The sequence below is a fragment of the Nitrosomonas sp. JL21 genome, assembly GCF_009833095.1.
Lineage (GTDB): Bacteria > Pseudomonadota > Gammaproteobacteria > Burkholderiales > Nitrosomonadaceae > Nitrosomonas.
Genome location: NZ_QRCB01000018.1, coordinates 42889 through 56734 on the forward strand (window position 1 = coordinate 42889; position 13846 = coordinate 56734).

Consider the following 13846-nt stretch of genomic DNA (forward strand, 5'->3'; position numbering starts at 1 on the left):
TAGGCATTCGAACGAGCCGCCATGTTCAGTCACCTCTGCAAAACTGCACATTCCGCGATCCTATGCCGGTTCGTCATCGGACTGTTCGTCATGCTCATGCATGATGCCGCATTCGCCATTATTCCGCTCGAAGCAACCAAGAACCCGGGGCCGGTCATTTTGTCAGCTTCCGATGATATCCAAAAATTTCTGCTCAAATACGTCAAATTACCGGCCGAACCGTTTTCTGATAGCAGCGCTGAAAAAACGTTCCTTTACCGCCTTCAGAAAGAGATACCCAGCTTATTGGCAACCGAAGGCTATTTTTCGCCCAAGATTACGCTGTCCCATCGCGCTCTGGATGACAGCGTTCAGCACGAAATCCAGGTCGATGCTGGCCCGCTGATGCGCGTCGGGGACGTATCGATTACTTTCCAAGGCGATATTACCCAGGATCGTGAAGCCTACCGGAAGCGGATCGAACACATACGCGAGAGTTGGTCATTAAAGCGCGATGCGCCATTTCGTTCTGGTGATTGGGAGCAAGCAAAATCAACGTTACTCGCCACGGTCGCCGAAGAAGATTTTGCCGCAGCGCAGATTGTATCCAGCCAGGCCAGCATTGATCCTGAGCACGCTCGCGCCAATCTTGCCATTGTCATTGATTCCGGGCCGGTATTTTATTTGGGCGACATTCACATTGAAGGACTGGAGCGTTATGATCAATCGATGATCCTCGATCTCGCTCCCTTCAAGGCAGGCGATGCGTACCGGCGCGACGCATTGCAGCTTTTTCAGATCACGCTGCAAAAGGCGCCGCAATTCGGCACGGTATCAGTCACGATTTCGACCGACATTGCCCAGCATGCGGCCACGCCCGTGCAGGTGGCCGTGACCGAGATCCAGTCACAGCGTTTTGCTTTCGGCGCGGGCTACAGCTCCAACAATGGCGGACGCGGAGAAATCAATTACCGCAATCATAATTTTCTCGATCGCGCCTGGAATTTGACCAGCATGCTGCGCCTGGAACAAAGGCGCCAGACATTTTTTGCCGGGATCGATACATTGCCCGACCGGAATAATGTGTTTTATTCGCTCGGCGCGAATCTGCAAATGACGGATATCGAAAACTTGAAAACCATCGAGCAGAAAATCGGCCTGAGCCGCAATTTTCAGACAGCCGAGACGCAAATGCAATTCGGGTTGAACTGGCAGCGCGAAGATAAGCGTCCCGACGGCGCCATTCATCAGATTAATAAGGCGTTGACCCTGGATTGGCGCTGGCGCCGCCAAATCATCGACAATCCGCTCCACATCCGCCGCGGTGATGCGACTGAAATCCGCATCGGTGGCGGCACGCAATTTCTGTTATCCGACCAGGATTTCATTCGCGCCTATGCACGCCATCAAAGCTGGTGGCCGGTCGGTTCCCAGGATGTGATCTTTTTTCGAGCCGAAGTGGGCTATACTTTGGCTTCCTCCCGCTTCGGCATACCCCAGGAATATCTTTTCCGGGCCGGTGGTATTCAATCGATTCGCGGCTATGATTTCAAAAGTATCGGCGTCCAGGAAGGCAGCGCCATCGTCGGAGGCCGTATCATGGCGACCGGTACCGTCGAATATACGCACTGGCTGACGCAGCAATGGGGCGCCGCTGCATTTGCAGATATCGGCAGTGCTGCAGATAGCTGGCATAGAATGCATCCCTTCCTGGGCTATGGCGGTGGCATTCGCTGGCGCAGCCCGGCTGGGCCGATTGCGCTGGACTTAGCCCGCTCCCACGAAACCGGCACGCTGCGTTTTCATTTTTCAATGGCGATTGTGTTTTAGGTATTAGGTACTGTATGTCAGATCAACCCGATCCCACTCACCCCATCCCCAGCAAACCTTCGCGCGCTCGGCGATGGTTGCGGTGGGCATTGACCACACTGATAGTCGGCGTCATGACGGGCTATTGGCTATTCAATAGTTCAGCCGGTTTGCAATTGACGCTTGCTTCGATCAGCCGCTTAAGTTCCGGAACGATACAATTTGACGGCGTTCACGGCACGCTGCACGACCTATCCATCGACAACGTTCATATCATCAGCGATAAGCACGTACTCACCGCCCGCCATCTCCGGGCCGACTGGTATCCCAATCAACTCCTTCAGAGACAAATCCATATTCACCGTTTGTCGGCTGCATCCGTGCATATCCAGCTATTGCCGCCGTCATCGGAACAGGCTCGTTCCACGCTACCCGACAGCCTTCGTCTTCCCGTCAGTGTTGCGCTGGACGCGTTGAAAATCGATGCAGTCCAGTTCACGCCGGCTGGCGCAGAAGCTCCTGAAGACATCATGTCCGACCTTACGCTGTCTCTGAACAGCGACGGTGATCGCCATCGACTGACGCGCTTGCATGCCCTGACGCCCTGGGGCATCGCTCGCGCGCAAGCCCAGCTCGAAGGCGAAGCGCCTTTTGCGCTATCCGGTCAGATCGATTTATCAGGTCCGGAGCCCTGGGAAAGTATACGCACCGAGATGAGCGGAAATCTGGAGCAGATAACTATCAGCATGACTGCCGAGCAACCGGGTGCCAGCGCGAAACTCAATGCCCAATTACAGCCATTCTCAGCCAATCCGCTGACGCAGCTCGACGTCGATGCACAACAACTCAATCCAGCGCATTTTTTCTCTGAAGTGCCCAGCGCCAGCCTAGCTATCACCGCGCATTTGGCAACCGGCAGTGATGAGCGATTGGCAGGCACTATTCACATTCATAATACAGTCGCACTCCCCATCGATCAGAACGGCTTGCCATTCACACACATCCGTGCACAGACGGCAGTTTTTCGCGAAACGTTGCAATTAACCGATTTACACGCAGAAATCGGCAACGGTCAGGCCATCCAAGGCAGCCTGACCTGGCATTGGAAAGAACAGTCGGCATCCGCACAGCTCCAGGTTAAGCAAGTCAATCCTCAGCATATCGACAGCCGCATCCATGCCGGCCGGGTATCCGGGCAAATCACTGTTGCCACAGATGCGCACCGCCAATCCGCTCACATCGACCTCAAGGATCGCGCGTTCAATTTAACCGCCAACGTGATGCGCGATGAAGATGCGATCACGCTCGAGCAATTCATGCTGCGGCGCAATCAATCTCAGCTAACCGGACATGGAAAACTCGATCCCAGCGGAAAACGCGTGTTCCAACTGACTGCACAGTTGAGCAATTTCAATATCGCCGAATTCATTCAAGCGCCGGCTTCCAACCTGAACGCGGTGTTTCACGCTTCCGGTCAATTATCTCCTGAACCATCGGGAACACTCGACTATACGATTCAGAAAAGCAGGCTCGGCAAATCCGCAGTAACCGGCGTCGGTCAGCTCGGATTCAACGGATGGGAACAACTCAAGGGCAAAGCAGAACTGACGATCGGGTCGAACCGACTGTCGCTGCATGGCGACCTGGGCGCAACCAACGATGCCTATCAACTCACGATCAATGCGCCAGCGCTGGAACAGTTGGGATTTGGTCTGAGTGGCGATGTGCAGGCGAACGTCAGTGGAAAGAAACAGCGGGCAGCGCGCGATATCGTTCTAAAACTCGCCAGCCGCCGGCTGCAGTTGTCGGGAAATCATCAGATATTCGGATTTAGTGCAGAGGGTCAGATGCACCGTGACGCGGTGACGCTCAATCTGACCGCCGCGCAATATGTCGCGAGCGGAACATCGCGGCTGAAGGACTTGAATGTTCGAATGAACGGTGCTCTGTCCGATCATCGCATCAGCGCCAGCGCGCTGATCAATGACGACATTCCGCTGCAGATCGAAGCCAATGGCCGGATCACAATGAAAACGCAGTTGTCTGCGCTGCGCTGGCAGGGCCAATTGAGTAAACTCTCCTCGTCCGGAAAAATACCCATCCGTTTGCAAGCGCCGACGTCGTTATCGATCAGCGCGGACTCCCTTACGCTCGACCATGCCGTATTGGCCATTTCCGACGGATTTTTGAGCATCGAGCATCTGGCGTGGACACCCAAGTCATGGAAAACGCAGGGACATTTCTCAGGCATTGCGATTTACCCAGGCAATCCGCAGTATATCCCTCCCCTGGCGCTGCACATGGGCGGCAACTGGGATTTTATTTCGGATAACCGGCTAAAAGGCCATCTGCATCTCCATCGCGAACGGGGAGACTGGCAATTACCCGGAGACATACCGCAGCTGGCCGGTTTGGAAAGATTTCAGCTACACGTCACCGCGCAGCGTGACGCCATTGCGAGCTCGTTTGAATTGATCAGCCAACATCTGGGCAATGCCAAAGCGCGCCTGAACGTACCGATCAAACATTCGAACCAGCGCTGGTCGGTTGCCGATAATGCGCCACTGACCGGCGACGTGAGCGCGCAAATCAATCACTTGAAATGGCTGGATTCGCTGATGGGCGCGGGCATTTCGATGAACGGACGGCTTCAGGCTCAAGCGCATATTGGCGGAACACTCAGCAAGCCCGATATTCAGGGCACGGTCACCGGCAAGGAGCTCAGTATTTTATTGCTGGAACAGGGCATTGATCTGCAGCAGGGCAATCTCTCCGCCACGTTCCAACAGGCTGATCTGGTGATCGACCGACTGCATTTTGTCAGTCCGCATCCTCCACCACCGCAGGATCGATTGCTCAAGAATGTGCAATTGAACCATACAAGCGGTTCGTTGACTGTCGCAGGGCACCTTGGACTCACCGGCAATGAAAGCCGTTTGAATATCACGTTGAGCGAATTACCGGTCGCGCACAAAACCAATTACTGGATCATTGCATCCGGATCCGGCCAGGCCCGGTTGCAATCCAAACGCTTAAGCCTCACCGGTCATCTGACGGCTGATGCCGGGTTATTGTTGCAACCTCCGGAGAATCGTCCGGAATTGTCTGATGACATTGTGTTTACCAATGTTGCGCCAGATCCTGCACAGCAAAAATTATCGCTGGATCTAGACATGAATCTGAATCTCGGGGAACGATTCTTCATCCGAGCTTCGGGGTTGGAAGGCCGGCTCGCTGGCCAGTTGCAAATACTGGACGACAAAAAGCGCAAACTCAAGGTCAACGGCACCATAGCTGCACAGGACACTACATTCAAGGCGTACGGCCAGGATCTGACGGTCAGGCGGGGCATCGTCAGCTTTCAGGGGCCGCTGGATGATCCGGCATTGAGTGTACTGGCGGTGCGCGAAGGATTGCAGGTCGAAGCGGGCGTTGAAATCCTCGGCTCGGTACGCCATCCCCAAGTCAGGTTGGTTTCCACGCCGAATGTCTCGGAAACCGAAAAACTGTCATGGATCGTTCTTGGCCGGAAACCCGATCCCGGCGGTCTCGATGCCACGGCGCTAGTGGCCGCAGCCGGGTCGATCCTGGGCGGGCAATCCGGCAGCGGCATCACCGAGCAAATCACCCGTACCTTCGGTCTGGATGAATTGACGATTAAGCAGGCCGGTGTCGGCAGCTCGTTGAGCGGACAGATCGGCGTGGTTGGAAAACGACTTTCATCCCGCGCGTATTTGAGCTATGAACGCAGCCTGGCCACGACCACGATGGGCATCACCAAACTGACCTATAACCTGACGCCGCGAATAACGATCGTGACCCAGGCCGGTGAAGATAATGCGGCTGATCTGTTCTATACGCTGCAATTTGATTAATGCGCTTGTTTACTTCGATACCGAACAGCTTTCCTTATTGAAAGGGCAATCTGCCAATGAGCCTCGTCAGTACCCGTTTGTGGCCATCGATGATTTCTTCAGCAAGCTGTAACTGATCCCCTTCCCGATACTCCCAGCGCAGCACACCCTTGAAAATCAGAACTGACACATAGGTGAGGTGGGGAAATAATCTGATGAATTTGCTGATGAACTTCGGCTACTTATCAGATTTTATTAACTCTGTTAATCTAGCGCTAAAATTAATATCAGAAGGTGTTATTGTGTCCAAAAATTATTTTCCTGCGCCAATGGTTCGGTATCTTAAATCACGCCTATTCACTGTTTTAATCTTATCTTCTATTTACACAAGCATAACTCCCGCCCTGGCAGTATCAGATGCTCATTTGAAAGGGAAATTTGGTCCGCTGCACGATTGGCCCATCATCCCGATCGCCATGATGCTCATGCCTGATGGGCGGATATTCGCTTATGGCACTGATACTCAAGGCGAACAAGGCGCTAAATTGCATTACGCCATCTGGAATCCTTCAGAAGGTATTGGCGCCAATGCATTTGAAACACTACCCAATACCACCAATACCGACATCTTCTGCGGCGCGCAAGCATTGATTCCCGGATCAGGTCATGCGCTTCTTCTCGGCGGAGATGCTACAGTGAAAGGGGAGCGCAATTATGGAAATAATAATGTCAACATCTTTAATCCAAATGCAGATGCGCTGGTACGGCAGAGCAAGAATATGGCTTTTAAACGCTGGTATGGAACCGCAATAACCTTAGCAAATGGGGAACATGCCATACTGGGTGGTCGGAGCAACAGATATTGGATAGGACCATCAACTTATTCGTCCATACCGGAAGTACGTGCGAAAAACGGTAATTGGCGTTCTCTGAGTTCAGCAAGCAGCGATTTCGCTTATGGAGAATATGGCGGAGACTCGTGGTTTTATCCTCGTGCCTGGGTAAACCCGCAAGGTAATCTATTCGTTCTTAGCCATTATGGTTTGATGTACAAGCTTGTTACATCAGGAACCGGTACGCTCACCAAATATGCAACAAAAGCTATAAACAGTAACTATACCTTGCCGAGCGTAATGTTTGCGCCCGGGCGCATTCTCTCCCTCCGCAATAATCGCGCCGCAATCATCGTTAATATCAATGGCACTGGTGAGCCTGTCATATCCTCGGCTGGCTTGTTATCCAAGGATCGCCAGCACAGCAATGCGACAGTACTTGCTAATGGCCAGGTCTGGGTTAACGGCGGTTCAACGACCGGCAATTCGAAAGTCGGTATGGTATTAACGTCGGAACTTTGGAATCCGACAACCAATAAATGGACAATAACAGCCAGCGCGGCGGCCGCACGATTGTATCATTCTGCTTCGATTCTTCTCGCTGATGGATCTGTACTGACTGGCGGAGGAGGTGCAGAAGGTCCTTTCAAACATTTGAACGGTGAAATCTATTATCCGCCTTACCTGTTCAAAAAAGATGGCAGCGGCGAATTTGCGTTTCGTCCGGAAATCATTGATGCCCCGACATCGATGATCGGCTGGGATGAAAATTTTTCACTCCAGGCGGACGAAAGCATTGCCAAAGTCACGCTGGTGCGTGTCGGTGCAGTCACACATTCTTTCAATAGTGAGACCCGTTTTTTTAATCTTCCCATTTCACGAAGCGGGAACATTGTCACCGTCCGGTCTCCAAAAACAGCCAACATAGCACCGCCAGGCTTTTACCTGCTGTTTGTGTGGAATGCTGAAGGTGTCCCTTCTATCGCAAGGATTTTAGAGATCGGATAAAAATCGTTGATTTTCTCAGAACCATGAGATTGGAAGCTAATGAATATTGGAATGAAGTTTCCCCAATACATAGCGGAGTAAAAATAATGCAATCGACGCACACTGCCTCATGACATTGAAGTTCTCAAGCAGTGTTGCAATAAAGCCAACAAATTTCGTGGTGGAGAAACGGCTTTCTTCGCGGGCGTATTTGAGCTATGAGCGCAGCCTGGCCACACCACAATGGGCATCACCAAACTGACCTATAACCTGACACCGCGTATAACGATCGTGACCCAGGCCGACGAGAAGTAATGCGGCTGATCTGTTCTATATCTTGCAATTAAAGTGCGCCATGCGTCTCGGCGCAGCCCACAAATGCCATTGTGTCGCTTAATTTGCAAAGAGTTTACATTCTCTCAACAATTGAACACCCTCCCCTCGGTATAGTTCGTTCCATGCAGTAACGTGTTTTTTTATTCATGGAAGATACTCATTCTTCTGATTAAAAAAACGAATTCAGTTGAATCTCGATGATGGGAGGGAACCATGGCAACACCAGGACAAGCAACAAAACGTACAGCAGCAGCGCCACTGATCGCATCTGATGGGATCACGAATGAGTATCTGACGTTCCGGCTCGGCAGTGAGGAATATGGCATCGAGATCCTGAAAGTCCAGGAAATCCGCCGTTACGATGCAATCACGCATATCGCCAATTCACCCGACTATATCAAAGGCGTGATCAATCTGCGCGGCACCATCGTGCCCATCATCGATATGCGCATCAAGTTCAATCTGGATCATGCGGCCCATGATCGATTCACGGTCGTGATCATTCTGACCGTCGCAGACCGAGTCATGGGAATCCTGGTCGATGGCGTGTCGGACGTGATCACGCTGGCGGATGATCAAGTGCGCCCGGCTCCCGGCCTGGGTTCGGTGATCGAAACCGACTACATCATGGGATTGGGTACCGTGGACGAAAGGATGCTGATATTGATCGACATCGAAAAATTGATGCGCAGCAGCGATATCGGTCTGATTTCCCATTAGACGAATTATCGAACAGATTTCATCAATTCTTTTTCAAGGAGCATCATGATGTTTAACAATATGACCATTCAGTCTCGATTAATCATCGTCATCGGATTTCTTTCTGCGCTGCTGGTCAGCACTGGAGGTCTCGGTGTCTATGGAATGAACCAGATGAATGCAGCATTCAAGGGCGTGTATGACGACCGCGTTTTACCGCTGGGTGACCTGGGTGTGGTTCTGGATCGCATCCAACGGATACGTTTCAATACAGTGATTTCCAGTTATGCTGAAAATCCGGCCATCGTGGTGGAGAGAAAACCGCTCAATGACCAGCGATTTGCCGAAATTTCGACCTTGTGGCCACAATACATGGCGACCAAGTTGACCAGCGAAGAAGCCGCGCTTGCCAAGGACTTCGAGCAGCAATGGCAGAGTTTGTCGCAATCGGTGGACCGTTCGATGAATGCAGCGCTGAACAAAGACTTCAAAGCAGCCCAGCAAAATCTGCATGATGACATGTTCGCCAAATTCGATGCAGCCCATACCACGATGTTCAAATTACTCGATTTGCAGCGCGTCTTGGGATCGAATGAGTACAAGGCAGCGCACGGCGCTTACCAGAACCTGGTGACGCTCAGCAATAGCATGACTGTGGCTGGCCTGATTCTCGCCGTCCTTGCCGGATTTTTACTGATGCGCGCCATCATTCGGCCTTTGAACGAAGCCGTGACCATCGCCAATGCCGTTGCCTCAGGCGATCTCACGACCCGGATTGAAGTGCGTTCGACCAATGAAATGGGACGTTTGCTTCAGGCATTGAAAACGATGAACGATAATTTATTGGACCTGGTCGGCAAAGTTCGCCACAGCACGCAATCGATTGCCACGGCATCGGGCGAAATCGCATCGGGTAACATGGACTTGAGCCAACGTACCGAAGAACAGGCATCGAGCCTGGAGGAAACCGCTTCTTCGATGGAAGAATTGACGTCGACCGTGAGACAAAATGCCGAGAATGCGCGCCAAGCGAATCAACTGGCCGCCGGCGCATCGGAAGTGGCGATGAAAGGCGGAACCGTGGTAGGGCAAGTGGTGCAAACGATGAGCTCGATCAATGACAGCTCGAAGAAAGTGGTGGAGATCATCGGCGTCATCGACGGCATCGCGTTCCAGACCAATATCCTGGCGCTGAATGCAGCGGTTGAAGCAGCCCGGGCCGGTGAGCAAGGCAGAGGTTTCGCAGTAGTGGCCACCGAAGTGCGCACTCTGGCACAACGCTCGGCAGCCGCAGCCAAGGAAATCAAGGGATTGATCAATGATTCCGTCGCAAAAGTCGACGAAGGCACGAAACTGGTCGACGAAGCCGGAACGACCATGGATGAAATCGTCGCCGCCGTGAAGCGAGTCACTGACATCATGAGTGAAATTTCTGCCGCATCGCAGGAACAAAGCTCGGGAATCGAGCAAATCAATCAGGCAGTCTCGCAAATGGACGAAGCTACGCAGCAGAATGCTGCCTTGGTGGAAGAAGCTTCCGCTGCCGCAGAGTCCATGAAGGAACAATCAAATGTATTGACTCAGGCCGTCAGCGTGTTCAAATTCGAGCATCGCAGTGCTGCAACTGCCGCCGCACCAAAAGCACAGAAACAGCAATCAGGCACGTTGATCAAATTGCCCAATCGTCGACTAGCTCCGAAGAAAGCAGTGGCCGACGTTAAAACAGACACGACATCGGAAAAATTGACCGCCCCATCGCGCAAGGCTGCCGCAGCCGGTGGAGAGGACTGGGAAGCATTTTAAACAACCCCATCAATAAATTCTGGGCGATATCTGAACATACTCAGGTATCGCTTTAGCATGTAAGAACCTGCATTTCATTCGCTTAGTTAAACCACTGCGAAACCCAAATACTTTGCAAGTATGAGAACCAAGGAAGCTCAAAAAACTGCTGCGTTTAGTCATGATGCGTTGAAATAGACTTAACATGCATTTTTCACATTATGATGTGGCCTTTTTTCCATTTTTATAGTCATGCCATTTTTTTCAATAATGACAAACCCCATACGCTCATATAGCCTTTTAGCTGGATTATCTTCAAAGGTTGTAAGCTGAATGCAACAATCGGGATAATGGACAAATAAATACTTCAGTATATTTGTGCCAATTCCTTTATTTTGCCATAAAGAAGACAGCTGGAAATTAACGATATAAAGAGGGAGCGACTCTTTAATAACATTTATATAACCTGCTCTTTTTCCATCAATAAAAACCATTATCACATTCTTATATACAAGCCTCCGTCGGAATTCTTGAGGAACCCAACTTCCCCAATGGCGACAAAAAAGCTCAAACATATTCCGCTTAGTTAAGCGATAGCAATATGAATAATCTTCTGACCGAGCAGGTCTAAGCTCGTACTCCATAATTTTTCTAGAATTTAATAACTGTAAATTAACTATAAGATTTTTATCTATTCATCAAACAAGAGAACAACAATGCGACAAAACACCGCACTCAACGAATAAAAAATATCTCTACCGAATAGAAGCAAACGAGTTAACCAGCAACAGGACTATTGCTGACCTATCCATATTTCTTCCGATTGCGCCGCCGCCGGTTATGGGCACGACGCAGTTCATCTTCGGTGGGAGGCGGTGCTTTTTTGTCGGCGTAGGGATTGTGACCGGTCTTGAAATCGACGCGCAGCGGTGTGCCCAATAATTTGAATACGTCGCGGAAGGTGTTTTCCAGGTAGCGCCGGTACGTTTCCGGCACATGGTCGAGCATCGTGCCATGCACGATGATGAGCGGCGGATTGGAGCCACCTTGATGGGCATAGCGCATTTTCGGGCGCGACATGCCGCCGCGCGGCGGTGGATGTTTTTCGACGGCCGCAATCAGCGCACGCGTCAATTTGGGCGTCGGCAAATGCGCCATTGCAGCAGCGTACGCTTGGTCGATCGACGGCAGCAGATGCTTCATGCCAGTGCCATGCAATGCGGAAATATAATGCAATTGCGCGAAGCTCAGAAAGGCCAATTTGCGGCTCATTTCACGCTTGACGGTATCGCGCTGATAATCGTCCAGGCCATCCCATTTATTGACGGCAATCACTAACGCGCGCCCTGCTTCCAGGATGAAGCCAGCGATATGCGCATCCTGATCGGAAATCTCATTGCGCGCATCGAGCACCAGCACCACCACATTGGCATCTTCGACGGCCTGCAAGGTTTTGATGACCGAGAATTTCTCGATCGTCTCGAACACCTTGCCGCGGCGCCGCAACCCAGCCGTGTCGATCAACGTGTACTGTTTGCCTTTGTGCTCAAAATCGACATAAATACTGTCGCGCGTCGTCCCCGGCTGGTCAAACGCAATGACTCGCTCCTCACCGAGCAACGTATTGATCAGCGTGGATTTCCCGACATTCGGACGGCCGACAATGGCAATTTTGGGATGATCGCTGGCAGGCGTTTCTTCTTCGGCATCGGGAAAATCCGCCAGAGCCCAATCTGCCAGCTCATGAATATTATCGCCGTGCATCGCGGAAACCGCACACGGTTCTCCCAGCCCCAATTCAAAGAACTCCGCCGTCACCACCGCTGTCCGCATGCCTTCAGTTTTATTGACGACCAATAGAATATTTTGCCCAGATTTACGCAATTGTTCAGCAATAATTTTATCGTGCGCCGTCACGCCTTGTCGGCCATCGACGATAAACAGCACTTTGTCGGCTTCATCAACGGCCTGCAGGGTCTGTTTCGCCATCGCATGCAGGATGCCTTCCTTGATCACCGGCTCAAATCCGCCAGTATCCATTACCAGATAGGGCTTATCGCCGATGCGGCCATGACCATAATGGCGATCGCGGGTCAAGCCGGGTATGTCGGCGACGATCGCATCGCGCGTGCGGGTCAAACGATTGAATAACGTTGACTTCCCGACATTGGGACGGCCAACTAAAACAAGTGTGGGCTTCATGATTGACGGCTATGGATGGGCATTCGCTGCGATGAATTAAAATTAGGAAAGCTCTGAAAAACTACTGCGTTGAGTTATGCTGCGGCTGAAATTTATGGTTTTAAACCGAACATTTACCGTGAATAGCTAGAATTGGGTACTGAATGCATAGACGCCGCCTTCGATCGTTTGCACCGCAAATCCATCCGGCAGGGGTGTCGGCGCAGTGCTGATCATGCTGCCGTCGGTCTTTGAGCGGGCTACCAGACCGCCATCGTAATTCCGGATCACATTCACAAAACCCTGATCATCCGCGACCACGATATACGCGCCGACGATGGTCGGGCGGGTCAATTTTTTGCTGCCCAATCGGCTCTGTTTCCACATGCCGGCGCCGCTGATCAGATCATACGCTGCCACCACGCCTTTTTCCTCGGTCACGTAGAGATAGTCTCGATCCATCGTCAAACCCGCGCTGCTGGATGATTCGCGTCCCCAGATCTGGGAACCGTCATTGATAGCAAAACAGGCCACCCGGCCCTGATAGGCGACGGCGCACGCAAATTGGTTATTCACGACCGGCGCGCTGGTCACATCGGTCATGCGTTCCAGTTCGGTGACGCCCTTGGGCTGCGAAACAGTGACTTCCCAGCCGAGATTGCCGGTAAACAAGCTCAAAGCGACCAGCTTGCCGCCAGGGAATCCGGCAAACACTGCGCCATGCGCGAGCGTCACGCCCGCCGTGCTGCGCACCGTCAACGACGGTGTCGCACCTTGATACACCCATTTGCGGTTGCCATCCAGCGCATCCAGCCCATAAATCCGGCCATCCAGCGTGCGGACGACGATCACGTTATTCTGGATTTGCGGGGGACTGAGAATTTCGCTACTGACCGATGTCTGCCATACCATCGCACCTGTGTCGTTATAAGCGATGACTTCACCCTTGAAGGTGCCTACCAGGATGAGGCCCTCGCCGATACCGACGCCGGCGGAAAATTTGCTTTTGGTTTTGACTTCCCACACGGATTTGCCGCTCGCCACATCGTATTTAGTGAGCTTTCCGGATTCGTCGGCGACATACAAAGCGTCATTATCAAATGCGCTATAGAACGATGCGATCTGATTCTCTTCGACCTTGCCTTTCCATTTCAGAGGGATACGGTCGGCTTTCTTCAGCGTTTCCAGTTCTTCCTTGTCATACTCGACCACTTCATCTTTGACGAAAATATCGGATATCTGCGTACTCATCGATTCGACGAGCCGGGTATCCAATGGATTGGTGATGCTGCTGCAGGCTGTCAACAGCATTGCCACCGCTACAGAACATCGCGATGATCGAATGGATTTGGTGAGATTCAGGGGAGCAGCGATCACGTTGATGAA

Annotated in this window: 8 protein-coding genes; 5 read left to right on the forward strand and 3 right to left on the reverse strand. The window is 51.9% G+C overall.

The genetic code is table 11. The annotated features are described in order from the left end of the window. Positions 1-21: 21 nt before the first annotated feature. From ABF87_RS06525 to ABF87_RS06545, 5 genes are all read left to right on the forward strand, one after another. A complete protein-coding gene (locus tag ABF87_RS06525) occupies positions 22-1809 on the forward strand; it encodes a BamA/TamA family outer membrane protein (protein ID WP_160828327.1) in 1788 nt (595 codons plus the stop codon). 14 nt (positions 1810-1823) lie between these two features. Further along, positions 1824-5663: a translocation/assembly module TamB domain-containing protein gene (locus tag ABF87_RS06530; RefSeq protein WP_160828328.1), complete on the forward strand. Its 3840-nt coding sequence runs from the start codon at positions 1824-1826 to the stop codon at positions 5661-5663. Between the two features lie 194 nt (positions 5664-5857). Beyond that, positions 5858-7483 (forward strand): galactose oxidase early set domain-containing protein, encoded by a 1626-nt coding sequence (locus tag ABF87_RS06535; RefSeq protein ID WP_240143564.1) that lies wholly within the window; start codon positions 5858-5860, stop codon positions 7481-7483. Between the two features lie 528 nt (positions 7484-8011). Then, positions 8012-8518: a chemotaxis protein CheW gene (locus tag ABF87_RS06540; RefSeq protein WP_160828329.1), complete on the forward strand. Its 507-nt coding sequence runs from the start codon at positions 8012-8014 to the stop codon at positions 8516-8518. 48 nt (positions 8519-8566) lie between these two features. Continuing rightward, positions 8567-10300: a methyl-accepting chemotaxis protein gene (locus ABF87_RS06545; RefSeq protein ID WP_160828360.1), complete on the forward strand. Its 1734-nt coding sequence runs from the start codon at positions 8567-8569 to the stop codon at positions 10298-10300. A gap of 179 nt (positions 10301-10479) precedes the next feature. Here the strand turns inward: ABF87_RS06545 and ABF87_RS06550 are convergent, their stop codons facing one another. The 3 genes from ABF87_RS06550 to bamB all read right to left on the reverse strand — a co-directional run bounded on the left by ABF87_RS06550 (position 10480) and on the right by bamB (position 13837). Next, positions 10480-10923 carry a GNAT family N-acetyltransferase gene (locus ABF87_RS06550; RefSeq protein WP_160828330.1) on the reverse strand — a complete coding sequence of 148 codons (444 nt, stop codon included), beginning with the start codon at positions 10921-10923 and terminating at the stop codon, positions 10480-10482. A 160-nt stretch (positions 10924-11083) separates the two neighbouring features. Beyond that, positions 11084-12481: a ribosome biogenesis GTPase Der gene (der, locus tag ABF87_RS06555; protein WP_160828331.1), complete on the reverse strand. Its 1398-nt coding sequence runs from the start codon at positions 12479-12481 to the stop codon at positions 11084-11086. 126 nt (positions 12482-12607) lie between these two features. Then, positions 12608-13837, reverse strand: a complete 1230-nt coding sequence (gene bamB / locus ABF87_RS06560; protein WP_345789888.1) for an outer membrane protein assembly factor BamB — start codon at positions 13835-13837, stop codon at positions 12608-12610. Positions 13838-13846 lie beyond the last annotated feature (9 nt).

Coding starts and splice junctions, on each gene's coding strand:
- ABF87_RS06550 (WP_160828330.1), bottom strand. CDS start 10,923: ATGGAGTACGAGCTTAGACCTGCTCGGTCAGAAGATTATTCATATTGC.
- ABF87_RS06530 (WP_160828328.1), top strand. CDS start 1,824: ATGTCAGATCAACCCGATCCCACTCACCCCATCCCCAGCAAACCTTCG.
- der (WP_160828331.1), bottom strand. CDS start 12,481: ATGAAGCCCACACTTGTTTTAGTTGGCCGTCCCAATGTCGGGAAGTCA.
- ABF87_RS06535 (WP_240143564.1), top strand. CDS start 5,858: ATGAATTTGCTGATGAACTTCGGCTACTTATCAGATTTTATTAACTCT.
- ABF87_RS06540 (WP_160828329.1), top strand. CDS start 8,012: ATGGCAACACCAGGACAAGCAACAAAACGTACAGCAGCAGCGCCACTG.
- ABF87_RS06525 (WP_160828327.1), top strand. CDS start 22: ATGTTCAGTCACCTCTGCAAAACTGCACATTCCGCGATCCTATGCCGG.
- ABF87_RS06545 (WP_160828360.1), top strand. CDS start 8,567: ATGTTTAACAATATGACCATTCAGTCTCGATTAATCATCGTCATCGGA.